Origin of the sequence: Sneathiella sp. (genome assembly GCF_002694385.1) — a bacterium.
Lineage (GTDB): Bacteria > Pseudomonadota > Alphaproteobacteria > Sneathiellales > Sneathiellaceae > Sneathiella.
In genome coordinates this window covers 1-26,394 of the sequence record NZ_NZMB01000003.1, presented here as the reverse complement: position 1 = coordinate 26,394, position 26,394 = coordinate 1, and the positions used below count along the sequence as shown (strand labels likewise).

The 26,394-nt window shown below is 58.2% G+C and carries 24 protein-coding genes, 1 tRNA gene and 2 pseudogenes; 15 read left to right on the top strand and 12 right to left on the bottom strand.

Going from position 1 to position 26,394, the window contains the following annotated elements:
- Positions 1-98: 98 nt before the first annotated feature.
- Complete coding sequence (locus CMN55_RS00270; RefSeq protein ID WP_293947501.1) at positions 99-641, top strand: hypothetical protein; 543 nt, start codon at positions 99-101, stop codon at positions 639-641.
- Positions 642-993: 352 nt separating this feature from the next.
- Positions 994-2,715, top strand: coding sequence for an inverse autotransporter beta domain-containing protein (locus CMN55_RS00265; protein WP_293947500.1), 1,722 nt, complete (start codon positions 994-996; stop codon positions 2,713-2,715).
- Positions 2,716-2,817: 102 nt separating this feature from the next.
- Here the strand turns inward: CMN55_RS00265 and CMN55_RS00260 are convergent.
- Positions 2,818-2,894, bottom strand: a tRNA-Val gene (locus tag CMN55_RS00260).
- Positions 2,895-2,999: 105 nt separating this feature from the next.
- Entirely contained in the window at positions 3,000-3,371 is a 372-nt protein-coding gene (locus tag CMN55_RS00255; protein ID WP_293947499.1) for a response regulator, read from the bottom strand.
- Positions 3,372-3,491: 120 nt separating this feature from the next.
- Here CMN55_RS00255 and CMN55_RS00250 point away from each other — a divergent pair, with 120 nt between their 5' ends.
- Genes CMN55_RS00250 through CMN55_RS00240 form a run of 3 tightly spaced genes read left to right on the top strand, consistent with a single transcriptional unit; the run spans position 3,492 to position 5,646 of the window.
- Positions 3,492-4,367 (top strand): N-formylglutamate amidohydrolase, encoded by an 876-nt coding sequence (locus CMN55_RS00250; RefSeq protein ID WP_293947498.1) that lies wholly within the window; start codon positions 3,492-3,494, stop codon positions 4,365-4,367.
- 5 nt (positions 4,368-4,372) lie between these two features.
- Positions 4,373-4,894 (top strand): GNAT family N-acetyltransferase, encoded by a 522-nt coding sequence (locus tag CMN55_RS00245; protein WP_293947497.1) that lies wholly within the window; start codon positions 4,373-4,375, stop codon positions 4,892-4,894.
- Between the two features lie 47 nt (positions 4,895-4,941).
- Positions 4,942-5,646, top strand: a complete 705-nt coding sequence (locus CMN55_RS00240) for a transglycosylase SLT domain-containing protein (protein WP_293947496.1) — start codon at positions 4,942-4,944, stop codon at positions 5,644-5,646.
- Between the two features lie 15 nt (positions 5,647-5,661).
- Here the strand turns inward: CMN55_RS00240 and CMN55_RS00235 are convergent, their stop codons facing one another.
- Complete coding sequence (locus CMN55_RS00235; protein WP_293947495.1) at positions 5,662-6,747, bottom strand: bifunctional transcriptional activator/DNA repair enzyme AdaA; 1,086 nt, start codon at positions 6,745-6,747, stop codon at positions 5,662-5,664.
- A gap of 91 nt (positions 6,748-6,838) precedes the next feature.
- The gene (locus CMN55_RS00230; protein WP_293947494.1) at positions 6,839-7,156 is read right to left on the bottom strand and encodes a hypothetical protein; all 318 of its coding nucleotides are present in this window, start codon (positions 7,154-7,156) and stop codon (positions 6,839-6,841) included.
- 68 nt (positions 7,157-7,224) lie between these two features.
- On the opposite strand from CMN55_RS00230, the gene CMN55_RS00225 reads away from it, so the two are divergent.
- On the top strand, positions 7,225-8,085 hold the full coding sequence (locus CMN55_RS00225; protein ID WP_293947493.1) for a hypothetical protein: 861 nt from the start codon (positions 7,225-7,227) through the stop codon (positions 8,083-8,085).
- Here the strand turns inward: CMN55_RS00225 and CMN55_RS00220 are convergent.
- The 4 genes from CMN55_RS00220 to CMN55_RS00205 are packed head-to-tail and all read right to left on the bottom strand — an operon-like array spanning position 8,082 to position 10,818.
- Positions 8,082-9,302: a CCA tRNA nucleotidyltransferase gene (locus tag CMN55_RS00220; protein ID WP_293947492.1), complete on the bottom strand. Its 1,221-nt coding sequence runs from the start codon at positions 9,300-9,302 to the stop codon at positions 8,082-8,084. The genes CMN55_RS00225 and CMN55_RS00220 overlap by 4 nt on opposite strands.
- A 7-nt stretch (positions 9,303-9,309) precedes the next feature.
- Positions 9,310-9,603, bottom strand: a complete 294-nt coding sequence (locus tag CMN55_RS00215; RefSeq protein ID WP_293947491.1) for a DUF6111 family protein — start codon at positions 9,601-9,603, stop codon at positions 9,310-9,312.
- Positions 9,600-10,253 carry a CoA pyrophosphatase gene (locus tag CMN55_RS00210; protein WP_293947490.1) on the bottom strand — a complete coding sequence of 218 codons (654 nt, stop codon included), beginning with the start codon at positions 10,251-10,253 and terminating at the stop codon, positions 9,600-9,602. Before CMN55_RS00210 ends, CMN55_RS00215 begins: the two co-directional genes overlap by 4 nt.
- Positions 10,234-10,818 (bottom strand): DUF1285 domain-containing protein, encoded by a 585-nt coding sequence (locus CMN55_RS00205; RefSeq protein ID WP_293947489.1) that lies wholly within the window; start codon positions 10,816-10,818, stop codon positions 10,234-10,236. Before CMN55_RS00205 ends, CMN55_RS00210 begins: the two co-directional genes overlap by 20 nt.
- Before the next feature lie 113 nt (positions 10,819-10,931).
- Between CMN55_RS00205 and CMN55_RS00200 the strand changes: the two genes are divergently transcribed.
- The 3 genes and pseudogenes from CMN55_RS00200 (at position 10,932) to CMN55_RS16905 (ending at position 15,612) form a co-directional block, all read left to right on the top strand.
- The gene (locus CMN55_RS00200; RefSeq protein ID WP_293947488.1) at positions 10,932-11,933 is read left to right on the top strand and encodes an AAA family ATPase; all 1,002 of its coding nucleotides are present in this window, start codon (positions 10,932-10,934) and stop codon (positions 11,931-11,933) included.
- Positions 11,934-11,936: 3 nt separating this feature from the next.
- Positions 11,937-12,836 (top strand): DUF58 domain-containing protein, encoded by a 900-nt coding sequence (locus CMN55_RS00195; protein ID WP_293947487.1) that lies wholly within the window; start codon positions 11,937-11,939, stop codon positions 12,834-12,836.
- 4 nt (positions 12,837-12,840) lie between these two features.
- A pseudogene (locus CMN55_RS16905) lies at positions 12,841-15,612 on the top strand (DUF4159 domain-containing protein).
- A gap of 2,054 nt (positions 15,613-17,666) precedes the next feature.
- On the opposite strand, the pseudogene CMN55_RS16900 reads toward CMN55_RS16905, so the two are convergent.
- Positions 17,667-18,212 (bottom strand): annotated as a pseudogene (locus CMN55_RS16900) (GNAT family N-acetyltransferase).
- Positions 18,213-18,432: 220 nt separating this feature from the next.
- Between CMN55_RS16900 and CMN55_RS00185 the strand changes: the two are divergent.
- On the top strand, positions 18,433-19,164 hold the full coding sequence (locus tag CMN55_RS00185; protein WP_366931919.1) for a flavin reductase family protein: 732 nt from the start codon (positions 18,433-18,435) through the stop codon (positions 19,162-19,164).
- A gap of 21 nt (positions 19,165-19,185) precedes the next feature.
- On the opposite strand, the gene CMN55_RS00180 is transcribed toward CMN55_RS00185, so the two are convergent.
- Positions 19,186-19,872 (bottom strand): DUF1194 domain-containing protein, encoded by a 687-nt coding sequence (locus tag CMN55_RS00180; RefSeq protein ID WP_293947484.1) that lies wholly within the window; start codon positions 19,870-19,872, stop codon positions 19,186-19,188.
- 157 nt (positions 19,873-20,029) lie between these two features.
- On the opposite strand from CMN55_RS00180, the gene CMN55_RS00175 reads away from it, so the two are divergent.
- Positions 20,030-22,039, top strand: a complete 2,010-nt coding sequence (locus tag CMN55_RS00175) for an AsmA family protein (RefSeq protein WP_293947483.1) — start codon at positions 20,030-20,032, stop codon at positions 22,037-22,039.
- 36 nt (positions 22,040-22,075) lie between these two features.
- On the opposite strand, the gene CMN55_RS00170 is transcribed toward CMN55_RS00175, so the two are convergent.
- The gene (locus CMN55_RS00170) at positions 22,076-22,480 is read right to left on the bottom strand and encodes a rhodanese-like domain-containing protein (RefSeq protein WP_366931922.1); all 405 of its coding nucleotides are present in this window, start codon (positions 22,478-22,480) and stop codon (positions 22,076-22,078) included.
- 120 nt (positions 22,481-22,600) lie between these two features.
- On the opposite strand from CMN55_RS00170, the gene CMN55_RS00165 reads away from it, so the two are divergent.
- The gene (locus CMN55_RS00165; RefSeq protein WP_293947481.1) at positions 22,601-23,806 is read left to right on the top strand and encodes an acyl-CoA dehydrogenase family protein; all 1,206 of its coding nucleotides are present in this window, start codon (positions 22,601-22,603) and stop codon (positions 23,804-23,806) included.
- A 50-nt stretch (positions 23,807-23,856) separates the two neighbouring features.
- On the top strand, positions 23,857-24,588 hold the full coding sequence (locus tag CMN55_RS00160) for a sulfotransferase-like domain-containing protein (protein ID WP_293947480.1): 732 nt from the start codon (positions 23,857-23,859) through the stop codon (positions 24,586-24,588).
- On the opposite strand, the gene CMN55_RS00155 is transcribed toward CMN55_RS00160, so the two are convergent.
- Positions 24,585-25,034, bottom strand: coding sequence for a DUF1499 domain-containing protein (locus CMN55_RS00155; RefSeq protein ID WP_293947479.1), 450 nt, complete (start codon positions 25,032-25,034; stop codon positions 24,585-24,587). The genes CMN55_RS00160 and CMN55_RS00155 overlap by 4 nt on opposite strands.
- Positions 25,035-25,099: 65 nt before the next feature.
- On the opposite strand from CMN55_RS00155, the gene CMN55_RS00150 reads away from it, so the two are divergent.
- Positions 25,100-25,777, top strand: coding sequence for a gamma-glutamylcyclotransferase (locus CMN55_RS00150; protein WP_293947478.1), 678 nt, complete (start codon positions 25,100-25,102; stop codon positions 25,775-25,777).
- 38 nt (positions 25,778-25,815) lie between these two features.
- Positions 25,816-26,394 (top strand): glycosyltransferase family 25 protein (locus tag CMN55_RS00145; RefSeq protein ID WP_293947477.1); only part of this gene is annotated, 579 nt, incomplete at its 3' end.

The window sequence follows — 26,394 nt, the reverse complement described above, 5'->3', positions numbered from 1 at the left end:
TCTGCGGGATCGCAAGAGTTGAAGTAAAATTGTCAGGGTGAATTTCAATTGAACTGCGCATTGTATATGAACATTGCGGCAGTATTAAGGCAGTCGATATGAATGTTGATCTTCTGGGAAAACCGGCCTTTCTGTCCGACGTGAAATACGGAAGCCTGTTCTATACAGAAATTGAACGGAGGATTTTTCCCTGTCTGAAAGCCTTCCTTGTTCTGAATGAGACGGAGATTGTCGATTACACCGTTGCCATCAAACCATCGGAGCGGGACAGGACCCACCTTCCCCGTCTGGTGGAGGAGAGAAATGCCACGACACGGCCCGTCTATTGCGTCGCCAATACGTCTTTCAGGCCGGTGATCTCCGAAGCCACGATGCTGATGGAGCTTGGCTACTGGCCAAAGCCCGGCGATGTCATCGAAAGCCAGGAGGCAACCTATCTCACGGTCAAATCCGGCCGCATGCCACATAAGCTGATGTATCTCAACATCAGCACGGGGGAGCTCGATTTCGCGCAGCCGAAAGCGCCCCTGCTCTATGTCATGGAATGGAAAATCGCCCTCGACCAGCCGGACGGCGAACAGACCCTGATCCACTTCCCCCTTGGCAACCCGACCCTGCTGCGGAGCGCCGCCCTGCAATAGACGGCGGGACGCGGACACATAGAAGAGGATGGAGCCCCCGCGCGCAGGAAGGCATCCCCCCATGCCGTTCGATGGCAAGCGAATCATCTTCGCGGTTTCGATGTTCTTCTGAAAAGCTGAACCGGCCATATGCCCAGAAACAACGGACTAAACGGAGACCGGCGCGGCCGTCACAACTCCCGGCAATAGACTGGTTATAGAGCCGGATGGACGGGCAGAGCCGCGCGTTCAGCGTGTCTTACCGGGACATCCGCAAATCTATTACATATCAATGTCCCGGGAATGGTGATGGATTTGCCGCCATCATACGAACTATTTTAAAGCAACTGTTAATTGTTTTAAAATAGATTAAATGTTCGGAAATTCTGCATCAGTTTTCTTTGACCTCCGCGCGCTTGTAGATATGCATGCTTCCGACTATAAAAAAGAGATGATTACAATTCTTCAAGGCACGCTTTCAATGACCAGACATCTTTTCACTTTGCTAGCGGCCACAATAGCTCTCATCCCCGCGCAGAAATCTTTCGCACAGGATAAATGGCAAGCCCACATTGACTTGGAAGGCAAGGTTGGAAATGAACGTGATCTCGGCGAAGCAGACCTGTTTTTACCCCTTTGGCAAAATAATGATACCTTACTGTTTGGTAATCTGCGTGGGCGGATAGATAACAATGACAGTCAGGAAGGCAATTTCGGCATCGGTCTGCGCCAAATGCAGGGTAATGGCTGGAACCTTGGCGGCTATGCTTATTTTGATCATCGCAACAGCCCCTACGACAACAGCCTTAACCAGATAACCCTTGGCGCAGAAGCCCTGTCCCTTGATTGGGATTTTCGTGCCAACGCCTACATCCCCGTAGGGCGCACAAGCCATGCCGAGGATAGTGCCGGCACCGCTGATTTTTCAGGATCCACTATTACATACCGTGGTGGCGAAGAACGTGCCATGGGCGGGTTCGATGCCGAAATCGGCAGACGCATTCCGCTATTTGATGCGGATGCCGGGCAACAACTTCGCGCGTATATCGGCGGTTATCACTTTTCCGATGATAAGGCCGACACCATTGCGGGGCCGCGCGGTCGCCTTGATTTAACATTCGATGAGGTGCCTTTCCTTTGGCAGGGCGCGCGCTTATCGGTGGGGGCAGAAATCCAGCATGATGATCCACGCGGCACACAAGGCTTCGCCTCGCTCCGTTTGCGTATTCCCTTGCAGCGTTCTAAAAAGACAGGAAGCCGACCATTGACCAGAATGGAGCGGCGCATGGCCGATCCGGTCATTCGTGATATAGACATCGTCAGTCAAGCGGGCGCATTTGGCGAAGCAGAAGCGATTACCACGACCGCCGATGGCAAGGCCATCACACTTGTCAGCAGCGACACAACAGCCAGCCCCGACCTTGCCAATGAGATATTGACCGCCGGCAATAATTCCATCGTGATCCTCAACGGCAGTTTTGACAGCGTGAATGATCGCCTTGATGTACAAGATGGCCAGACCATTATGGGCACTGGAAGTCTGAATGTTCAAACGCCATCCGGCCGCACTGTGAGCATCGCCACACCCGGCGCGAGTCTGAGTGGCAGCGGGGCATTTCCGCCCGGCTTTGGCAGCCCCAGCCACATTTTTAACATGGCAGATAACAGCCGCCTCATTGGTGTAAATGTTGCAACTTCCGCAGCGGGGGCGACCACGGCCATCCGGATTAACGGCGCAGACAATGTTGACATTATCAATAACACCATGACAGTAACCGCAGCGGGCAACACAGTCACTGGCATTCAGGTCTTGGGTAATGCGCAAAATACTGTCATTCGTGGCAACACGATCACATCGAACAATGACGATACTTTTGCCTATGGCATGAGCGCTGTCGGATCGGCCAACCTTATTTTCGAAAACAATGTAATCAATGTCAGCGGCGCAACAAACAACTACCTGCTGCTTTTTAACAGCAACAACACCAACCTATCAGGCTCCGGCAATAGTGGAAACGTGAGCACATGCAATATTGGTGGCGGTGTAAATACCGGCTCAATCGGCTTTACAATGGCCACGCCGACCTGCCCATAACGCACAACCATCCGGAATATGCAAATAAATCCCGCGCCTTATAGGAAAACGGGGTTTTTGAGCATAGAAAAACCCGCCAAGTAGGGCGGGTTGTTAAACAAATGGTGGGCGTAACAAGATTCGAACTTGTGACCTCTGCGATGTCAACACAGCGCTCTAACCAACTGAGCTATACGCCCCCGGATCCGCGCGGTTTGCGGCGGGTTTTGGCGACTTATAATCCGCCATGATTGCCATTGCAAGCCAATTATAAAGCGCGCATGCGAAAGACATCCTGAAGAGTGTCAGGATATGGCGCGGTCCTCCAGCGCGTTATGCACCGCCTCCACCAGTGAGTTGAGATGAAACGGCTTTGACAGGACCTTGCTGACCCCGTCAACGGTGTTGAGCGCCTCCATCGCCACGGCGGAAAAGCCGGTAATGAAAATGACCGGCAGGTCCGGCTCCTGCTCCCGCGCGTGGCGGGCGAGCTCAATCCCGTTCATGCCCGGCATGACCAGGTCGGAGATCAGGATATCGATCTGTCCCGCGCCGAGCGCGGGCAGCGCATCCTCCCCGTCGCTGAAGGCCAGCACTTCATGACCGGCATTTTCCAGACTGCGGGCCAGGAACGGCCGCAGGTTATCGTCATCTTCAGCAAGTAAAATACGGGCCATGGCGAAATCTGTACAATTCTCGTTCAAAAAGGGTCGGAAATCAGATTATACTATCCACATGCGGCTGGCAAAAAGCTACGGGATTTTTTTCGCCCGCCCGGACAGGAGATATTCAGGACCATGACGGCCTTTCCATCCCCGGTAAATATTCAATGGCCCGATGAATGGCGCATTCCGTTTGTCTTTTCCTCTCCGCATAGCGGGCGCAACTATCCCGCCGACTTTATCCAGAGCTCCATGCTCACCTTCGGCAAGCTCCGCCAGTCGGAGGATTTTCTGGTCGATGAGCTGTTTGCGAGCGCCCCCCTCTGCGGCGCACCGCTGCTCTGCGCCACTTTTCCGCGCGCCTATTGCGACGCCAACCGGGAGGCGTTCGAGCTTGATCCCCTGATGTACAGCACGCCGCTGCCCGATTATGCCCTGACCGCCAGCCCGCGCCTCGCCAGCGGGATCGGCACCATTCCGCGCGTCGTCGGCGCCGGGCAGGAGATTTATGCGGGCAAGCTCGATTTTCGGGAGGCGCAGAAGCGCATCCATGAATGCTACTTCCCCTATCATCACGCGCTGCGTCAGCTGCTGGAGGAAGGGGTGAGGAAATTCGGCTTTATCTATCTTCTCGACTGTCATTCAATGCCCGCCACCGCCTGTGGGGAGGGGCGCGGGAAATCCGGATTGCGCGGCGCCCGGCCGGACATCATTCTCGGCAACCGTTATGGCACGTCCTGCGGTGCGCCGCTGTTCAACAATATCCTGACCCGGCTTGAAAATCTCGGCTATCGGATCGGCCTGAATACGCCCTATGCAGGCGGCTTCATCACCGCCCATTACGGCAGGCCCGACCACAACATCCATGCCTTGCAGATTGAAATCAACCGTGGTTTATATATGGATCAGCATCGCCTGGCCCCGACAGACGGCTTCCCCCGGCTTAAAAACAACATCAGCCGGTTCATTGACGGGCTCGGCGCCGAATACAGTTCTCTCCTGACAGCGTAAAACACATGAAAACAGATACCTCTCTCCTTGTCCGGCCGTCCACTTCCGGGGATATCGGCGCTATCACAAAGATTTATGCGGAAAGCGTTCTGAACGGTCTTGGCACCTTCGAGATCGAGCCGCCGGATGATGTGGAAATGATGGCCCGGCGCAACAGCATTCTGCAACAGGGTCTGCCCTATCTGGTGGCGGAGCGGAACGGCGAGATCGCGGGCTTTGCCTACGCCAATCTCTATCGCCCGCGCGCCGCCTATATCAATACGGTGGAAGACAGCGTCTATATCGCGGCCGACATGCGCGGAACCGGCGTCGGGCGCGCCCTGTTAAAAGAGGTGATCAATCTCTCCCGCCAGGCCGGCAAGCAGCAGATGGTGGCCGTCATCGGTGATAGCGGCAACCGCGGCTCCATCAACCTGCACAAGGCCCTCGGCTTTCGTCTGGTCGGCATTATGGAATCGGTCGGCTACAAGCATGAGCGCTGGGTCGATACCGTGATCATGCAGAAAAATCTCAATTCCGACGACTGATCCGAAACTGGCGCGGGTTTTGCTTCTCTCTGGGCAGGAGAAGATGAATGCGTATACTGATCGGAATAATATCACTGGCCTTCGCCACCCTCGCCGCCACCCCGGGAGCCGCGGGCAGCGTCATCGCGAAAGCCCCGGAATTCGCGGAAACCTGCGCCAAGGCGGTCACCGCGGCGGAGCAGGAATATCGCCTGCCGACCCGGCTGCTGACCGCCGTGTCGCTGACCGAAAGCGGCCACTGGCACAAGGAGCAGCAGGAAATGATTGCCTGGCCCTGGACAGTTTATGCCGAGGGGCGCGGCCGGTATCTGCCGAGCAAGGAAGACGCGATCGCGGAAGTGACCGCGCTGAAAGCCAAGGGCGTGCAGAATATTGATGTCGGCTGCATGCAGATCAATCTCTATTACCATCCCGAGGCGTTCGAGGATCTGGACGCCGCGCTGGACCCGGAACAGAACACCCGCTACGCCGCTGACCTGCTCAGCCGCCTGCAGGCGGAAAGCCGGTCGTGGAATGTCGCCATCGCTCATTACCATTCGCGCACCAAGAAATACAATATTCCCTACCGTCAGAAGGTGCTGAATATCTGGCAGAAGGAGCGGCGCAAGGATACGAATGCGAGAATGGCGGACGCCCGCAAAGCGTATCAATTGAAGCGGGAAGAGCTGGCCAAGCGCATCCAGGAGGCCAGCGAGCGGCGCTTCAGCAAGGAAAATCAGGCACGGCTGAAGGCAAGCGGACAGTCCTCCTGATCGCCGGCAGGGGGTTTACCCTGCCCGCTTCGTCTGCTCCATCCGCTCCGCCGTCTCCCAGTCGCGCAACATTTCCTTGCGCTGCATTCCCCAGCGATAGCCATGCAGCTTGCCATCGGTGCCGATGACCCGGTGGCAAGGCACCAGCAGCGACACCGGATTGGTGGCGCAGGCCCGGCCGACCGCCCGCGCGGATTTGGGCGCACCGATATCTTCCGCCAGATCGCGATAGGTTTTTGTCTCTCCCGGCGCGATCTCCAACAAGGCCCGCCAGACGCGACGCTGAAACGCCGTACCATACATATCAAGGGGGATTTCCGGCACCGCCTTCGCACTGCTTTCCAGAAAAGTGACGATTTCCCCTGTCCAATCGGCGAGGCGGCCAAGATCGGCGGCAATTTCCGCCCGGGGAAACTCCTCCTCCAGTTCCTCCAGCAAGGCCCGGTCATCGTCGCCAAAATAGACGGCGCACACCCCGTGCCGCGTTCCGGCAACCAGCATCCGCCCGAGGAAACAATCAACGAAGGCATAGGCGATCTCCGCGCCTGCGCCACCCTTGGCGTAGGAGGCGGGCGTCATCCCGAGGCGGGCATGGGCCTTCTCATACAGCCGGGAGGAGGAGCCGAACCCTGCGCCATAGGCGGCCTGTGTCACCGTCTCGCCAGCGCGGACATTCTCCTTGAACAGGGAGGTGCGGCGATTGTCATAATAATCCACGGGCGAAATCCCGAGGATTTTGCGAAAGCTTTTCGACAGATGATCTTCGCTATAGCCGGTCTCGGCAGCGATCTGTTGAAGCGTCATCCTGTCCGATCCCTGTTCCTGCACATGCTGTTCAATCATGCGGCAGACCTGACGGGTCAGGGACAACGCTGGATCGGCAACTTTCACCAGATCAGGACGGCAGCGGCGACAGGGGCGAAACCCCTCCGCCTCCGCCAGTTCCGGCAATTCGAAGAAACGGATATTTTCTGGTTTCGGATTACGCGCCGGGCAGGACGGGCGGCAATAAATCCCGGTCGTCTTGACGCCATAGACAAAACGGCCGTCCTCTGTGGCATCGCGGGTCATGATGGCGGTCATTCTGGCTTTTTGTGTCATGGCATCACCTGTTCATATCTCAACCAGACATATATTAGAAACGATGCTGCACGCGGCCTATCCGTTTTCCGTGATCAATAACCGGGGTCCGTCAGGTGGCGGTTTCTTCCAGCTTCGGCTCTTTCTTTTCGGGCGGCGGCGGGTTCTTGCGGCGGATGATAATATCGCCATTTTCATTCATCACCGGCGCTTCATACTGCGGGAGGGAGGAAATAAACGCGCCCAGCGCCTCCATCAGGCGGCTGATCCCGTCCAGCGCCATATCGCCCGGCGGGGTTTCCTTATCTTCGGCCAGCGCCGGTTGGGCCAGCCCCATGAACAACGCGATCGCCGATGTCATCACAATTCGCTTCATCGCATTTTCCTCCTGCTGAGAAATGACGCAACCATTGTCCATATAATCACTCATGGATATTTGTCACCTCCTGAGTATATCATAAAGCCCCGGCATCCGGGACAGGCGTTAAAAGGGAAGCGATGTTCGATCTTGTTATCATGGTGGACTGGTCCGCCGCGTCCAGCCCGGGACCGGCGAAACCATCTCCGGATCGCTGCTGGATCGCCTGGGCCACGGGTGGCAAAATGCCCGCCCCTGAATATTTCCGAACACGGCGGGACTGCATGGCGCGGATCTGTCATCTGTTGCGCACCCACCATGGCACCGCCTGTGTCGGTTTCGATTTTCCGTTCGGATATCCTGTGGGCAGCGGCCTTGGCGGCGGACGGCAGGCGGCCATGCGGATTGCCCGGCACCTTACCTCCGATGAGCGGGACAGGAACAACCGCTTTGATGTGGCCGCGCGCTTCAACCGCGAAATGACAGACCGCACGGGTCCTTTCTGGGGATGTCCGGCGAATGCCAGTTCTGATTATCTCTCGACAAAAAGAACAGGGTTCCCCTTTCCGGCTTTCGATGAATGGCGAATTGCCGAGAAATATCTGAAAGAGAAGCATCGCCGCCATTCCCTCTCCAGCGTCTGGAAGCTCTACACCACCGGCTCCGTCGGCAGTCAGGCATTGACGGGCCTCCGGGAACTCGCCCTGCTGGCCACACAGGCGGATATTGCACCGCGCATTCGTTTCTGGCCGTTCGAGACGGACTGGGAAAGGCGGCTGGATGGCATCATCCTCACCGAAATCTGGCCGAGCCTTCGGGATGAAACACCCTATGACCACCCGGTCAAGGACGCCCGACAGGTGATAGCCTGTCGCGACTGGCTGCTGGATGAAATGGCGAAAGGAACAGCGGCGGCGGCTTTTGCCGCGCCGGACTGGCTCGATCCCGCACAGGAGAAAATCTGCCGTGAGGAAGAGGGGTGGATCCTCGGCGTCCGCTAGGTATCACGCCGCAGGCTGGTCAGCAACTCCGTCCGGCTGAGCGTGAAACCGGAGGCAATCCAGCGCTCCTCCATCTCGCGCAGCTGGCGGCCGATCTCCGCCCCTTCCGACATGCCATGCGCCCGCAAATCATGGCCGGAGAGGGGGAATTGCGGCTTGACCCAGCCCTCCGCCGCGTCAAAGCAGGTTTGATACTCATCAAGGCGCCCCGCGCAGGAAGCAAGCAGCATCGCCTGATCCACCACGGCCTCGGTCCCCAGTCGATAGAGCAGCGCACGGCTGGCGTTTGCGTCCAGTCCCGCCGTCACCTCCCCGCCGGTCATGCACGCAAGGCGCTCTTTCTGCTTATTCGAGAACCGCCATTTACCGGCGAGCCGCCGCATCGCCCCCGCCTCCCCACCGAGAAGGGCCGCAAACCGCAGCAGCGCATCTGAGGAACGGCGCAGGGACAGCATCCGCTGCAATCGCTCGATATCGGTGTTCTCGCCCGTGATCGCCGCGAGCACGCCCGTCTCTGCCATCAGTCGCAGCGCCGGAACAGGGTTTTCCGTTCCCAGCAGCAGCAGCATTTCCTTCTGCACCCGCTCCACCGACAGGGTGTCGAGCCTGTCCGCCCAGCGTACGCAGGCGGCCAGCGCCTCTTCATCGGGGTTATCGTCGCCGAAGCGGGCGTAAAACCGGAAATAGCGCAACACCCGCAAGCGGTCCTCGCGCAGGCGATCCTCCGCCTGGCCAATGAAGCGCACATGCCGCCGGGCCAGATCGGCGAGGCCGCCGACCGGATCCACCAACTCCCCGTTCGGATCAAGATACAGCGCATTGAACGTAAAATCCCGGCGGGCGGCGTCCAGTTCCCAGTCATGGGTGAAGGCCACCTCCGCATGGCGGCCATGGGAAATCACATCCACGCGGAGGGAGGTAATTTCGAACCGCCGGTGGCCGCAGACGGCCGTGACCGTGCCATGATCCAGCCCGGTCGGTATGGCGGTGATCCCGGCCCGTTCCAGCCCTTGCAACACCGCACCGGGCAGTAAATCCGTGGCGATATCTATATCCTCGCTGTCGATACCGATGAGCGCATCACGGACGCAACCGCCGACAAAGCGCGCATGGCCGCCTTCCTCCATCAGGGCCTTGAGCACCATCGCCGTTTCCGGCCAGCGCCGCCAGGACGGCGGACGGGACGCAATATCAACAAGAGGAACGCCCGCGTCCATCACATCCTCATTCTTTCTGTTCGGCAGGCGGATCGGCGGGTAACACCTGGGAATCAATGACGCGGCCATCTTCGAAGCGGGGCGGCACATATACCGTCCCCTCGCTCGGCTCTCCCCCCACCAACCCGAGGGTGATCAGGCTTGCCGCCATCAGGATAAGCCCGATCATCGTGGTAACGGCCAGCGATGTCTTGCCCCATGATTTATCCCCGCCCGCCCGGGCGTTGAAGTAAAGATAGACCGCATACACCACAAAGGGCAGCAGCAGGGGGATGACGTGAAAAAGAATGCCCCGCATCATGTCAATGAAACCCTTTCCGATAAATCCTTGATCATACCGGCGGTGGCGCCCCAGATATAATAGTCGCCAAACGGGATCGCATACCAGAAGCGTTCAACGCCATTGTGAAAACCGCTATGCTGCTTGCGGTTCGCATGGTCGAGCAGAAAGGCGAGCGGCACCTCGAATATCTCCGAAACCTCCCCTTCTTCCGCTTGCAGATCGAAGGCGGGCCGGACCAGCCCGACAATCGGCGTCACGGAATATTGCGTCACGGTAATATAGGGCGTGAGGGCCCCCACCACCTCAACCAGGGACGGATCGAGGGAGATTTCCTCCTGCGATTCCCGAAGCGCCGTCGCCACCGCATCGCGATCTTCCGGATCGGAGCGGCCGCCGGGAAAGCTGATCTGCCCGGCATGGCGGGAGAGATGCGTCGCCCGGCGGGTCAGGAGCACCGTCCACCCGTCTTTCCGCATCACAATCGGCACCAGAACGGCGGCCGGCGTAAAGGTGAGGCTCCTGTCCGGTGCGCTGGCCGGGTTGAGATCATGATCCCCCCGAATGCGCCCCTCCAGCGTCAGGACTGTGGAAAGACCGGTCGGCACCGGATCAAGACTCTCGCGAAGCTGCGTTACCAGATCCGTCTGTTCAGTTACTAAAAATGTCATCTACCAAACCAAGTTCAAAAAACTCGCCGCTGCTCCAGAAACCGAAGCGGGCCTGCCCCTCAATATTTTCCTCTTCCGCCAGATTTACAAGTTCATAAAAAACCGGTCGGTTGATCAATGCCTCCAGATTGGCCCGCACCAGCACATAGGGGGAGGGTTCCTTCGTTTCGGGATCAATTTCTAGGCGGAAGGGATGCTCCGCATCCATGATCACGAAATCGTCAACATTGGTCCGGAAGCTGATCGTGCGGTCCCGCCCCGTGCCATCGACAAACATTTCAACGGCAACGAAGGGGGCATCATCGACGGTAATCCGGATCTTCTCTACCGGGGTTACAAGGTAATATTCTTTGTCATCATCATAGCGAATGACGCCGGAAAACAGCCGGACCAGCGGTTTTCTGCCGATCGGAGAGCCGAGATAGAACCAGGTTCCATCGCGGGCGATGCGCATGTCGAGGTCACCGCAAAATTCCGGATTCCACAAATGGACGGGCGGATGTTTCTGACCCTGTATCTGTTTGATGATGGCGCCGAGGCTGTCCCCGGTTTTGTCTTCTGTCATAATTTTGGCCTGAATTTGTGTTTTTTGGTACTATATTTATCTAGGTTAACGGTCGCTGGCTACCAAGTCGCCAGTTGAGATTACTCAAATTTCACCGGGGATGACAGACTCACATGAAAACAACTGGTGACAGCGAACAGAAAATTCTCGAAAAAGTTGATAATCTGTCGGAGAAACTCTCTCATTTGAAGTCCGGAATTGGCGACTTCATTTTCGGACAGGAAGAGGTTATCGAACTGACCCTTGTGACCCTGCTGGCGCGGGGTCATGCCTTGCTGATCGGCGTGCCGGGTCTTGCCAAAACACGGCTTGTCGAGACTTTGGGCGGGGTGCTGGGTCTGGATGACAAGCGGGTGCAGTTCACGCCCGATCTGATGCCCGCGGATATTCTGGGATCGGAAATTCTGGAAACCGCCGAGGATGGCAGCCGCTATTTCAAATTCCTGAAGGGACCGATTTTCGGCCAGATCATCATGGCTGACGAAATCAACCGCGCCAGCCCGCGTACCCAGTCCGCCCTGTTACAGGCGATGCAGGAGGAAATGGTCACCGTCGCCGGTCAGACCTATCCGCTGCCCACCCCGTTTCACGTTCTGGCGACGCAAAATCCGATTGAGCAGGAAGGCACCTATCCGCTGCCGGAGGCCCAGCTTGACCGTTTCCTGATGCAGATCAATGTCGGCTATCCNGACCGCGAGACGGANCGGCGTATCCTGCTGGAAACCACCGGCAANGAAAAGCCGCGGCCGACACAAATTCTCTCGCCCGAGGAGTTGATCGCCGCCCAGCATCTGGTCCGCGAAATGCCGGTCAGCGATGCGGTGATTGACGCCATTCTCCGNCTGGTGCGCGAAGGCCGTCCGGGTGAAAGCCAGAATGAGCTGGTCAACCGCTACATTTCCTGGGGGCCGGGGCCGCGCGCCAGCCAGGCCCTGATCCTGGCCTCCCGGGCGCGGGCCCTGCTGGACCGACGGCTGAGCCCGTCGGTGGATGATGTGATTGCCCTCGCCAAGCCCGTGCTGCGTCACCGCATGGCCCTTTCCTATGCCGCGCGGGCGGAAAACATCACGATGGATGATGTCATCACCTCACTTTCAACCCCTTTGCTGGAGTAGTGAATGTTCCGACCGCGGCGCGTGGACAGTCGAAAGCCGGATCAGAGGGAAGACGCGGAGCGGCTTGTTCAGTCCCTGCCTCCCCTGATTCTCGCGGCCGAACATCTGGTGAATGCCTTCGATATGGGCGTGCATGGCCGCCGCCGCGCCGGAACGGGGGAGGATTTCTGGCAATTCAAGCAATATGGCCCGGACGATCCGGCCTCCAGCATCGACTGGCGGCAAAGCGCCAAGCGGGAGCATGTCTATATCCGGCAGAAAGAGCAGGAAACGGCGGAAACCGTCTGGATCTGGCGGGACGATTCCCCGACCATGCGGTATGGCTCAAACCGGGCCGCGCAATCGAAAGCTGGCCGCGCCACCCTCCTTGCTCTCGCGCTCGCCCTCTCCCTTTCCAAAAGCGGCGAAAAATTCGGGCTGATNGGCCAGTCGGAAAAGCCCTCNACNGGTCCGGCCAGCTTCAACCGCTTTACCAGCCGGATGNCGGAAATGCCGCCCCCTTCCCTNNCCGNTCTCGGACGGACGGANGGGCTNTCCGCCAGATCNACNGTNGTGCTGATCAGTGATTTTCTCGCCGANCCGGAGGAAATTTCATCCGTTATCCGCTATTTCGTCAGTCTCGGCTGCCATGGNTTTCTGCTGCATATCGCNGATCCGGTGGAGGTGGACCTGCCCTATCAGGGGCGGACCAAATTCCTCTCCCTTGCCGACAGCGACAGCCTCACTCTCGGCCGGGTCGAAGCGGTGCGGGAGGAATATCAATCCCTGTTCAATGCGCACCGGCGCNAGATNACNTCCCTTGCCGAGCGNATTTCATGGGACTACGCCTTCCATCGNACCGATGCCCCGGCCAGTGACGCCTATGCCCGGCTTTACAGCGCCCTCAACATAAGGGGGAACTAACGGCATGGCGGCGCTTGCTTCCCTCGNCTTCCTNTATCCCTGGGTGCTGGCCGCGNTGCTNNCGCTGCCGCTGATCTGGTGGCTGCTGCGNATTGTNCCNCCGCAGCCNAAATCCGTCAGCTTCCCGGCCATGCAGTTTCTCTACCGCCTGAAAAAGGACGAACANTCCTCNGCCACNACGCCCTGGTGGCTGCTGCTGCTGCGCCTCATCATTGCCGCGCTGATCATCCTCGCCATTGCCGGGCCGNTCCTCAATTTTCAGGCGCAGGAAAANAGCGACGGGGAAGTTGTCATCTTCATTGANGACGGGTGGACATCGGCGCAGGCGTGGGAGGGNNTGAAAACCACCNTTGGCAANCTNNCCGATGAAACNACCCGCGACGGNCGGGAAGTTTTTGTCTTGCCCCTNTCTNCNCTTGAACAGAATGTCGAACCGCGATTGCAGNCGCTGACNGATCNGGAGGCNCTCGGCATCGTCGCGTCGANCGANCCCAAATCATGGNCCGCCTCATATGCGGCGCTGCCCTCCCTGCTGCCCCGGCTGGAGGCNTTTGCGGATCCGGAATTTATCTGGCTGTCTGGNAATANCCTGNNNGATGACGAGACGGAGGATTTNCGGGGCTTTTTCAATTCCCTNGCCGCCATCGGCCCGCTNACCGTCTATCAGGAGGCGGANCCGGNNATCTCCCCGATTATCAAACGCCCGGCCTTNNCNGGCGANAAGCTGACCATTCCGCTGGTCATGCCGACCGGGGCGCCCGCTGCTGCCGGAATGCTGACCGCNCGCGGGGAAGCCGGGCAGATTCTGGCATCCACCCCTTTCAGCTTCNCCGNTGANGAAGCGGGGACAGAAGTCACCCTCAACATCCCCAACGAAATCCGCAANGANATCCGNCGCCTTGAAATCGCCGATGCGGGCAATGCGGGGGCCGTCTACCTGCTGGANCANCGNTGGCAGCGGCGGCAGGTCGGGCTNGTNGTCAGCGACGCGGGGCAAGTNGANCAGCCGCTGCTTAANGAGACCCATTATCTGACGCANGCCCTTGCGCCNTTCTTCGATATTGCCCGNGGATCGATTGAAGAATTGCTNGCNGGNGANCAGTCGCTGATCGTTCTAGGCGANACGGCGAGCCTGCCCGCGGGNACGACGCAGGCCCTCACCGACTGGATTGCNAAAGGCGGGGTNCTGATCCGNTTNGCCGGGCCGAAACTCGCCAATGCCAGCGGGGAGCTGGTTCCCGTGGANCTNCGATCCGGCAATCGCGANCTGCAGGGGGCGATGTCNTGGAACCAGCCGATGTCTCTCGGCCGCCTCCCGGANGCCAGCCCCTTCGCCGGGCTCATGATCCCGCCGGAAGTGACGGTGACGCGGCAGGTGCTCGCCAATCCNTCACCGGANCTNATCGGCAAGACNTGGGCGCAGCTTGAGGACGGNACGCCNCTGGTCACCGCCGCCGCNACGGGGGCGGGCTGGATTGTCCTGTTTCACACCACNGCAACGCCGGAATGGTCNAANCTCGCCCTGTCCGGNCTGTTTGTCGAAATGCTGCGGGAAATCGGCAATTTTGGCCAGTATACNGGNGGCAGCCTNTCNGANCCGCGCNATCTGCCGCCCTATCAGCTGATGACCGGCTTNGGCCGNGTNGGGGCGGANATCGCCCTTGCCGAACCNCTTAACACCGCNGANATNGANNGNCTCNCNCTCGANNNATANCANCCGCCCGGCTATTACGGNNANGAGAATTTCAANATCGCCCTCAATATCGGGGAGTTTGACACCGCCTANTCCGTNTTTGACCTGACGGGNTGGCCCGGCACCCATCGNNCGTTCGAGGCGTCGGCCCTTGTCGATCTGATGCCGCCNCTGCTGCTCGCGGCNCTGCTGCTNATCCTGATCGACCAGATNATCTCNCTCNATCTTCAGGGNNGNNTGCCNCCCTTNCGCAANGCNGCNCCGGCNGCGGCCATCCTGCTCGCCCTCGGGCTTNCCGCNCCGCTTTTCATCCCGCAGAACGCGCGGGCNCAAGCCGCCCCGNCCGANGGGGACGCCAGNATCCTCGCCGCCACGCTGGANACCCGGCTCGGNTATATCCTGACGAAGGACTACAACATCGACANCATGAGCCATAACGGGCTTGTCGGGTTGAGCCGCCAGCTCAGAAACCGCACGGCGGTGGAGGCGGAAGANCCGCTTCCCATTGATATCGAGCGCGACGAGCTGATCTTCTACCCCTTCATCTACTGGCCNNTGACNGCGGATTTNCCGGCCCTGTCGGAGCGGGCCATCCTGAAGCTGAANGANTATTTNCANGGCGGCGGCACCATCCTGTTCGATACCCGCAANCAGAACACCACCAGCCTTTATGGCGGCGATCTTTANAACAGCCCGGAAAACACCCGCCTGCGTGAGCTGACGGCGCGGCTNGATATTCCGCGCATCCATCAGGTGCCGCCCGANCATGTNATCACCCGNGCCTTTTACCTGATGCAGACATTCCCNGGGCGCTATGACGGCGGCGACCTNTGGGTNCAGGATACGACCGAAACNCAAGGCAATGACGGCGTTGCCTCCGTCATCATCGGCAGCAATGACTGGGCCGCCGCCTGGGCCGTGGATACGGACGGNCGCTATCAGGCCGCCACACCCCCGGGAGGCGAGCGTCAGCGGGANCTTGCCTACCGTTTCGGCATNAATCTGGTCATGTACACCCTGACCGGCAATTANAAGGCGGATCAGGTNCATGTCCCGGCCATNCTGGAAAGGCTCGGCCAATGAGGGAGGAGAGNTTCTTTTCANCCCTTANCTTCGATCCCTACCTGCCGGTCGGCTGGCTGATGGNNCTNGCCNCCATTTGCGCNCTGTTCGTNNTCTTTTCNCTCTGGCGGCGGGGGCGGGGAAGCCTGCTGCGCGGNACACTGATGGCGCTGATCCTGCTGATGATCGCCAATCCGGTGCTGNTGTCGGANAAACGCAAATTCCTNAGCGACATTGCCCTGATCATTCTCGATGAAACGGGCAGCCAGAANATCGGGGANCGNAGNGANACCGCCCGCGCNGCCTTCGATGAATTGCAAAACCGNCTGGANGCTGTCGACAATCTNCAGGTGGAAAGCGTGATCCTGCAGAACANGACATCCTCCCTGATCGGCGAGGATGACGGCAGCTATGCCTTCGCCCTCCGCAATGAGGCCTTTCGCAATATNTCCCCGGAACGGGTCGCGGCGACTTTCTTCATTACCGANGGGCAGATTCACGATGTNCCCGCGGCCGACGANATCCGCNCCNGNGAAGGCCCGCTGCATTTTCTGCTGACNGGGGAACCGGACGAGACGGACCGNGTGCTNCGCGTTGTTCGGGCNCCNTCNTTCGGGATTGTNGATCANCCCGTNCAGATTATCGTCAAGGTCGANGATTTCGGCGCNNCGCAAAATGNGGAGGCAACCCGCGTNTCCATAAAACTGAATGATGAGCCGGTTGGCGTCGCCCTTGCCCGGCCCGGCGAGGAAATTCCGGTNANCNTCACCCTTNCCCATGGCGGNGCCAANTTCGTTGAAATTTCNTCGGAACCGCTGGCGGGCGANNTGACGGANAANAANAACAGCGCCTATGTCACCATCAACGGCATCCGTGACCGGCTGCGGGTNCTGCTGGTTTCCGGAGANCCGCATATGGGCGAGCGGGGATGGCGGAATATCCTGAAATCCGACCCGTCGGTCGAGCTGGTGCATTTCACCATCCTGCGCCCGCCGGAAAAGCAGGATGGCACACCGATCACGGAACTGTCGCTGATCCCCTTCCCGATCCGCGACCTGTTCGAGAAAAAGCTGAACGAGTTTGACCTCATCATCTTCGACCGCTACCGGCGGCGCGGGGTGTTGCCGTCCAGCTATCTGAACAATATCGCCAACTATGTTAAAAACGGCGGCGCCTTGCTGGAGGCGGCAGGCCCTGCCTACGCCAGTTCGCTCAGCCTCTATCAGACGCCGCTCGCCGATGTTCTGCCCGGTCGGCCCACCGGCACCGTTTTCACGGAAGGCTATGTGCCAAAGATCAGCGATGTCGGCAAACGGCATCCGGTCACCGGCCTTCTGAAGGCAAACCTTGAGGACGACCGGGAATGGGGCCGCTGGTTCCGCATGATCGAGGCGGAAGCGCTCGGCGGGGAAACCCTGATGACCGGCCCCCTTGAACAGCCGCTCCTGATCCTGGAGCGCAGCGGCGATGGCCGCATTGCCCAACTGCTGTCCGACCATGCCTGGCTATGGGGTCGGGGATTTGAAGGCGGCGGGCCGCAATCGGAACTCTTGCGCCGGGTCTCCCACTGGCTGATGAAGGAACCGGAGCTGGAAGAGGAGCAGCTTAAAGGCGCAGTTTCCGGCAATCAGCTTGTCGTCTCCCGGCGCTCCCTCGAGGTGGAGCCGGTGACGGTGCGCGTGACGGACCCGGACGGTAACGTTACGGAAATTCCGCTCAGTGAGGGGGAATATGGGGTGCAGCGCGGAGTTATNGAACTGGCGACCAGCGGNCTGCANACCCTTGANGANGGCGTGAAAAANTCATTGGTGGCGGTGGGNGCNCTCAACCCGAAGGAACTGCATGACATCCGGGCNAGCCCGGAGCTGNTTGCCCCGGCNGCGCGCGCCACGGACGGCGGCATCCGCTGGATCAATCAGGANGGANTGCCGGANTTCCGCCGCACACGGCCCGACAACCGGCAATCCAGCGACTACTGGTTCGGTNTGCGCGCCAATGAAAATTATGAAGTCACNGGCTACAGCCGCCGGGCNATGTTACCGCCGCTGCTNGCNCTTNTCCTCNCCCTCGCCTTTCTATGCNTCGGCTGGTGGCGTGANGGACGCTAGCCTCTCCACCAGATCGGCNGTCTCTGANCCATTGGCAACCCTGCCCGGCGGCTGCGGGTCCNGGGAGGCNCCNCTGACCATTCCGCTGANATTGTCAAGGGCGCCCGGCACACATTCGCGNACCAGNAAGCGGCGTTCCTCNACCGGTCCGGGAAGNNNGAANCCCAGANCAGCGGCATTCTGNAANCCGAACTGCATATAGTATTCCGGATCGCCCACNAGAACGATCAGCCGATGCCCCAGATCCTCGGCCACNTTNATNCTTTCCCGAATAAGGCGCACGCCAATNCCCTTGCCNTGCAACTCCGGNTCNACNGCAATCGGACCCAGCAGGATNGCGGNNGNCCGCCCGCCNATGGTAATNGGCCAGTACCGGATGGTNGCGACNAGCTGANNCTGATCCAGCGTGACNAAGCTGAGCTCCGGGACGGCGCGGATATTCCNGCGGACTTTATAGGCGGTCTTGTTGAANCGNTCCGGACCAAANCATCTNTCGAGCAGAGGTTCGATCATCCGGTCNTCGCCGGGCCGTTCGTGGAGAATATGATACATGACGGTTTCCATTTATACTTCGGAATTGGGGGNCAGCCTCTTAANGAAGCCCCNTACCGTCACGACATTAAAATGANCANAGCAAAGGNGANTTAAGCGGCAGCGCAANGATAAGCGGCAGCTTGTCGTCGTCGAAGGAATATGATCATNTTTCCGGTCATATGGCGCANATATCACATCAATGTCGGCAAGGAAAGAAAATAAATCCTGCTTGCGCTGGGATATGCCANCCGTTACAATTAGTAACATATGTTACAAANCTCCTGTTTACCGGGATAAAAAATCGGAGAANTTCTGCATGTTTTATAAAGCATCCGAACATCATGGCCTGAAGCACAACCCGTTCAAGGCGCTGGTATCCCCNCGNCCNATCGGNTGGNTCAGCACCCTTGCGGCGGACGGTNCCGTNAATCTCGCGCCTTTCAGCTTCTTCAACGCCATGNCGGATTCTCCTCCGATTGTCGTGCTCGGCATCAATGGNACGCACAGTGAAGGCGGNGCCAAGGATTCGCTCGCCAATATTGAGGTAACAAAAGAGTTTGTCTGCAATATGGTNACTTATGANCTGCGCGAGCAAATGAACCTTAGCTCCGCCATGTTACCGCGCGATGTCGATGAGTTCGANTANGCCGGNCTGACCAANGANCCCTCCGAACTNGTAAAGCCGCCCAGGGTCAAGGAAAGCCCCGCGCATCTGGAATGCGTTCATTACAANACNCTCGAGCTGCCGTCGACCAACCCGGANGTCAAGAATANGATGGTTTTCGGGGAAGTCGTNGGTATTCATATCAATGAAGACATCATTACGGACGGCATGNTCAATATGGACAAATTCCGGCCGCTGGCCCGGCTTGGCTATATGGATTACTGCTATGTCGAGAGTGTTTTTGCCATGCTNCGACCGAAAGTCTGAGGCCGCCCCGGCNGGCANNTTCTAGACGCCCTGCCAGATTCCGCGAATTTCCCGCGCCAGCTTCTCGGCAATGGCGCGGGCGAAATCATCGTAATTGCGGGCCGGTTCCACAAAGGCGCCAATGCCCCCGATGACTTTTTCCCGGTAATAGTCATCCAGGGACGGCTCGTCAGTCAGGATCGGCAGCCCGTTGATAATGACACCAGATGCAACGATAGCATCGCGCGTCTCTTCCGGCGACGGCCCAATGGAGACCACCCCGTCGCCGGAGATGTCGATGACCCGGCGCAGGGATCGGTTGTCGTCCCCGGCGAACAGGGAATGGGCATGGACCAGCGCACCGGTTATCGCCGTCCCGCCGAAGGGGAAGCTGCGCGGCGCGGCATCAAGCAAAGTCGCAAATCTTTCGGCGTCCGCCGCGCTGGCAATCACCTGCCAGTCGAGAATGGTCTGCTGTTCATCGAGCCCCGCCCAATGGGTCGCGGCAACGCTTATCTTGCCCTGCGGCCCCGCCTCGATTGCCTCAATCACCAGCGCATTGCGAAATGCGGCGGCATAGCCACGCATCTGCAGGTTATATTCGTCGAAATTCACGCTGGAGGACACATCAATGGCCAGGACAAGCTGCATGTCAACGTCTTCGGCCGCCGCAGGGACGCCTGGCAGCAGCAGAAATATCGCCAGAATTGAGAATGCCAGCCGTTTCATCCGCGACCTGTCATGAAAAGTCCGATTGTGTGAATCCTCTGCTATCTTATCGCATTTCACGGCAAAAGTATGGCTGCAAAGCGCAAAGACCCATGACCCGCGCGCCCATTTATGGCATGATCTGAAAAAAGCCGTAATGTATCCGGAGACTATGAGTATGAAAAAAGCAATCATCGCACTAATCGTCATTTTGATCCTCATCGTTGGCGCGGTCGTGGCCCTCCCCTTCATTGTCCCGACCGACCGGATCAAACAGGAACTAATTTCCGCTACCAACGAAGCGACAGGGCGCGAACTTGCCATCAATGGCGATTTCAGCCTGTCTTTCTTCCCGACCCTCGGCGTGACGGCGGATATGGTGACCTTCTCCAATGCGGAGGGCGCCGAGGAAGCCAGCATGACGACGATCCAGAGCCTGGCCATCAAGCTCCGCCTGCTGCCGCTCATTACCGGCAAGGTTCAGGTGGATGAATTTATCCTCGACAAGCCGGTCATCAATCTGGAAGTTGATCAGGCCGGTAAGGGCAACTGGGTCTTTGATGCCGCCGCGAGCGACGCGGAGAAACCGGCGGAGAATGCGGACGAGAGCGCAGGCGGGTCCGGCTTTGGCATTTCCGACCTCAATCTTGGTGACGTGCGTATCGTGGACGGCGTTGTCAATTTCCTGGACCGGCAAAACGATACCAGCATCAATCTCTCCGATATTGATGTCGGGCTCACCCTGCAAGGTCTCGATCAGCCCTTCACGGCGGAGGGCAGCGCCCTTTGGAACAACGAAAAGCTGGAACTGGATGTCAATGTCGCGACGCTGCGCGCCATCCTCGAGAATATGGAAACGACTGCCACTGTCAGCCTTGCCTCAAAACATGTGAATGCCAGCTTTGATGGTCAGGTAAAAAGCACGCAGCCGCTTAACCTTGGCGGCACGACCACGCTCGATGTCCCATCGGTGCGGGAGCTGGCCGCCTGGACCGGCACGCCGCTTGAAGTCGCGGGGGAAGGCTTCCAGGCCCTGTCAATCAAGGGGGAGCTTGGTGTCAATGACACGACATACAGCTTCACCAATGCAGAGCTTGCCTTCGATGCGATCAAGGGCACCGGTGATTTCAGTGTCAATCTCGGCGGCAAGGTGCCCGATGTTGTTGGCAAGCTGGCCCTCGAAACGCTGGATCTGAACCCCTATCTGCCTGCGGATCAAGCCGGAGGGGAAACTGCGCCTGCAACGCCAGCAGAGAAGCCGGCATCCGCAGAAAAATGGGATACCACTCCCATTGATCTCTCCGCCCTCAAAACCGTGAATGCCAAGTTCGACCTGTCCGTTCAGGAGATTCTTGTGCAGCAAATCAAAATCGGGGCAAGTGCGCTGGCCACGGTTCTGAAAGACGGCATTCTCAATGTCGATCTGACGGAAATGAATCTCTATGACGGGACCGGACAGGCGAGCATCGAAGTGAATGCCCAGCAGCCGGTCCTGACGGTCAGCAAGACTGTCACCATTCAGGATGTTCAGCTCAAGCCATTATTGACCGATGCCGCGGATTTCCGGAAACTTGAAGGCAAGGGCATGGTGCAGGCGGATATCTCCACTAGCGGAAAATCGCAGGCCGACATGATCAATGCCCTGAATGGCAATGGCCAGATCCTGTTTCAGGACGGCTCCATCTCCGGCATCAATCTCGCGGCCATGGCGCGCAATCTGACCAGTGCCTTTACCGAGAACAGCAGCCTGCAGAAAACCGACTTTGCGGAGATTTCGGGAACCTATGTCATCAAGAACGGCATTCTCACAAATGATGATTTGAAAATGCTGAACCCGTTCATCCGGCTCAGCGGCTCCGGGACAGTGGAACTGCCCCCGCAAACCGTCAATTACCGGATTGAACCGCAGCTTGTCGCCTCGACGGAAGGTCAGGGCGGGACTGAAGCCAGCGGTGTCGGCGTCCCCATTCTGGTGACGGGTTCATGGGATAATCTGCAATATGCGCCTGATCTGGCCGGGACACTCAAAAACGTGAACCCGGAAAATGTCAAAAAGATCATAGATGACGCCAAAGGGGCTGGAGATAATCTCAAAGACAGCCTGAAAGGCGGAGCGGAGAAGGACTCCGGCGGCGTCAAGAATCTGCTGGATGCTGCCGGCGGCCTTCTCGGGGGCAAGAAGAACTGACCGCGGCAGCGATCCAAAAATCAGCCGGACAAAATATCAACCGCCTTTTTTCTGGCGCTCCTCAACCGGGGCGCCAGATTTTTTCCAGGCGCCATAACCGCCGTCGATATGGCAGACATTTTCAAGGCCCATGTCCTGCACCGCCTTGGTCGCAAGCGCAGAGCGCCAGCCCGCCGCGCAGAAAAACACAAACCGGTCGCCGCTTGCAAAAACTTCCTTGTGATAGGGGCTATCCGGATCGACCCAGAATTCAAGCATCCCGCGCGGCGCATGCACGGCGCCCGGCACTTGACCGTCCCGTTCCAGTTCGCGTACATCGCGAATATCGACAAATGTGACACCCTCGGTGCCATGAAGGGCTAACGCTTCCTCGACCGACAGGGTTTTGATCTGGCTGTTCGCCTCTTCAATAAGCTGCTTGATGCCTTTTTTCATTTTTATTCATCCTTCCGATCCGTTATCGTAAAATACAAGTGTGTCCTTGTGGTCTATTCAATCTTAAAAATCAACATAACATGATGACAATGGCACTCGTCGAGATAAAAAGTCAGGGAGCGGAATATGGACCTTTCATTTACCCAGCAGGACATCGCCTTTCGCGATGAAGTCCGTCAGTTTCTCGCCGATGAATTCGACGAGGATCTGAAACAGAAGATGGCGGAAAACCGCAATAATTACATGCCGAAAGCGGATCACCTCCGCTGGCAGGACGCGCTGGCGAAGAAAGGCTGGCTCACCCCCAACTGGCCGGTCGAACATGGCGGACCGGGCTGGACGACGACACAGAAGTATATCTTCGATACCGAGATGGCAAATGCGAACGCGCCGGGCATCATGCCCTTCGGCGTCAGCATGTGCGCCCCCGTCATCATGAAATTCGGCACCGAAGAACAGAAGCAGCGATTCCTGCCTGACATTCGCGAAAACAAGGTATGGTGGTGCCAGGGCTATTCGGAACCGGGCTCGGGCTCCGACCTTGCCAGCCTGCAAATGAAGGCGGAGGACAAGGGCGATCATTTCCTCTGCAACGGCTCCAAAATCTGGACAACACTCGCCCAGTATGCGGACTGGATTTTCTGCCTTGTCCGCACGCAATCTGGCGGCAAGCCGCAGGAAGGCATTTCCTTCCTGCTGATCGACATGAAATCAGAAGGCATCACCGTTGATCCGATCCCGACCCTGGACCTGCCCATCAAGGGCGCGCAGGAGGTGAACCAGGTGTTCTTCAATGACGTCAAGGTACCGAAGGAAAACCTGATCGGCGAGATGAACAAGGGCTGGACCTGCGCCAAATATCTGCTGGAATTTGAGCGGGGCAATGCCTATGCCGGACGGCTCAAACGCGGGCTTGAGAAAGTCCGCGCCATTGCCGCGAAGGAAATTGACGGGCAGGCACCAGTCATTGAAAACGCCGCCTTCAATGCCAAGCTGGCGCGTCTTGAAATTGCCGTGCAGGCGCTGGAAATGACGGAGCTTCGCATCTTGAGCAAGCTCACATCGGGGCAAAATATGGGGCCGGAATCCTCCCTCATGAAATGCCGCGGCACGGACCTTTATCAGGAGGTTGTCGCCCTGGCGCTGGAGGCCGTCGGCACTTATTCCCAGCCGTTCATCCCGCTCTATCCCGGGCAGAATGAAGAACCCGTCGGGCCGGATTACGCAAGCGGTGTCGCCCCGCGCTATTTCAACGCCAGAAAGGTGTCGATCTATGGCGGGTCCAATGAAATCCAGCGCAACATCATGGCGAAGCTGATTCTTGGCCTCTAGGGGAGAGTTTATTGACGGAGTCAATGAGTTGATGGACGGAGTCCAGTAATTTGCCTGAAAGCACGGAAACGATCCGTCTCTCCATGTGGTCCGGCCCCCGGAATATTTCGACGGCGATGATGCGCGCCTTCGCCAGCAGGCCGGGGTGCCGCGCCGTCGATGAACCCTTCTATGCCTATTATCTGGCAAAGACCGGCCTCAAACACCCGATGTATGAAGAAGTCATCGCCAGCCAGCCAACCGACTGGCAGGTGGTGGCGGCAAATCTCAACGGCCCTCACTCTGCGCAAGAATTATATATCAAACAGATGACCCACCATATGCTGGAGGAGGTGGACCTCGGCGCGTTCCGCCATCATCGCAATTGTTTCCTGATCCGTGACCCGAGACGGGTCATCGCCTCCTATGCCGTAAAATGGGATCGCATCACGACCGATGATATCGGCATCCGGCGTCAGCTTGAAATTTTCGAAGCGCTGCAACGTCTCACAGGAGAGACCCCGGTTGTGGTCGAGGCGGAGGATATCCTGAAAAATCCGGAAGATATGCTGCGAAAATTATGCGCGGCTCTCGACATCAACTGGCAGCCTGAAATGCTGTCCTGGCCCGCAGGCCGACGGCCGGAAGATGGCGTCTGGGCCACGCACTGGTATGCATCAGTCGAGGCAACGACCGGCTTCGCGCCCTATGAGGAGAAGGAAATAACCCTCAACGACGATCTGGAACAGCTTGCCGCCGAGCAGCAGCCCAGTTACGACGCGCTGCGCGCCTATAAAATCTAGGCGTTTTTCTCCGGCACACTGAGGGCATGGTCGAGTTTCCTCATCCAGTCCCTGACCCGCGCTTCATTGACGCCGAAATCACGGTATCCATAGTGGGCGCGGCTGAAAATAGCGAGGGTTGACCGCCCTTCCCCCAGATCAATAAAGCGGACCGTAATCGTGTCGGGATAGCCGATGAGCTTCGAACATTGCACATAGTCAACCTGCAGATCCGCGCCAATATTGCGGCTACTGAGTTTTTCGACCCGCGGTTCACCCAGCGCGACTTTTTCAAATCGGGCGGCAAGCGTCGGCATATCGAGCTCGAAAATCGGGCTGACCGTTTTCGGCGGATATTCGGCGTAATCCGGTGGCGACATCAGATAGGTGTTTGGCTTGCGAGGCTTTTTCAGCGTCGAAAAATCCAGTTCCGGCCTCTGGACATTCTTCAAAAGATTCTTCAACATTATGACACCTGTTCTGACTAACCCCTGTCATTGCAAAGACCCAAAGGTACATTAGATTAAATATCATGCTGGTGCGAGAGGAATTCAATCGGGAACGGATCGACGAACTTATTCGCGAGGCGCAGAAGCATGGTCCCTTTCAGGCTCTTACCCATGAGGAGCGGGAGGCGACAAGACACGCGTTTCTGTCGCAAATTGACCCGCAAGACGGCCTCTGGGTCTTCGGTTATGGCTCTCTTTTGTGGAATCCGGCCTTTCACTTTACCGAATGGCAACCGGCTCGGCTGCATGGCTTTCGCCGCCGCTTCTGCATGAAAGCCTCAATCGGACGGGGCAGCCCCGACAAGCCGGGATTGATGCTGGCGCTTGACCATGGCGGCTCCTGCAACGGGCGGGCGTTTCACATCGCCCCCGAAAAGATCGACAGCGAAACGGATATCCTGTGGATGCGGGAAATGATCTCCGGCGCCTATCATGCCCGTCTGGTCAACCTCCGCCTGCCGGGCGGGACGGTGAAGGGGCTAACCTTTGTCATCAACCGCACCCATTCCCGCTATATCCGGGAGATGGACATGGAAGAGACAACCCGCCTTCTCGCCACCGGGGAAGGGCATCTCGGCACCTGCCGGGATTATCTCACCAATACCATTGCGCATCTCGACGAGATGAATGTGAAAGACCGCTATCTTCACGAGTTGCAAGTGAAAATGCGGGAGCTTGATCGCCGCGCCAACATGGCCTAACAATCCGGTTGTATCCAATAACCGCGCGGAGACCGCCAGTGCCCCTCAATCCCAATAGCGATCTTCCCCCGATTTTTGTCATCAACCGGCAATCGGACACAAGCCGCCGCGGCGATATGACGGAACGGCTGGCCAAAGTCGGTCTCACCCCGACCTTCTTTCCGGCGGTGGACGGGTATAAGCTGGATATCCCTAACCTCCCCGATTATGACGGGGGAAAGCGTCGCCGCTATTTCGGCAAGGATCTGAAGGCCGGCGAAATCGGCTGCCTGCTGTCGCATCGCGCCATTTATCAGAGAATGGTGGACGAAAATATCGAGCGTGCGGTCGTTCTGGAGGATGATGTATTCTTCGCCGATGATTTCCGTGCCGTGCTGGAAGATATCCAGAAGACAGAACTTCCCTGGGACCTGATCCGCTTTGTCGGCCATGGCAAGGTGTTCGATCTCGGCTTTCGCAAACTCGCCAGTCTCCGCCATGGATACAGCATTACCCGTGTTCCAACCTCCCCCAGCGGCGCCTACGCCTATCTGCTGAACAAAGCCGCGGCGCAGCGTCTGTTACAGATGATGCAGAGAAACTGGGTGCCCGTCGATATCACACACAGCCGGGCCTGG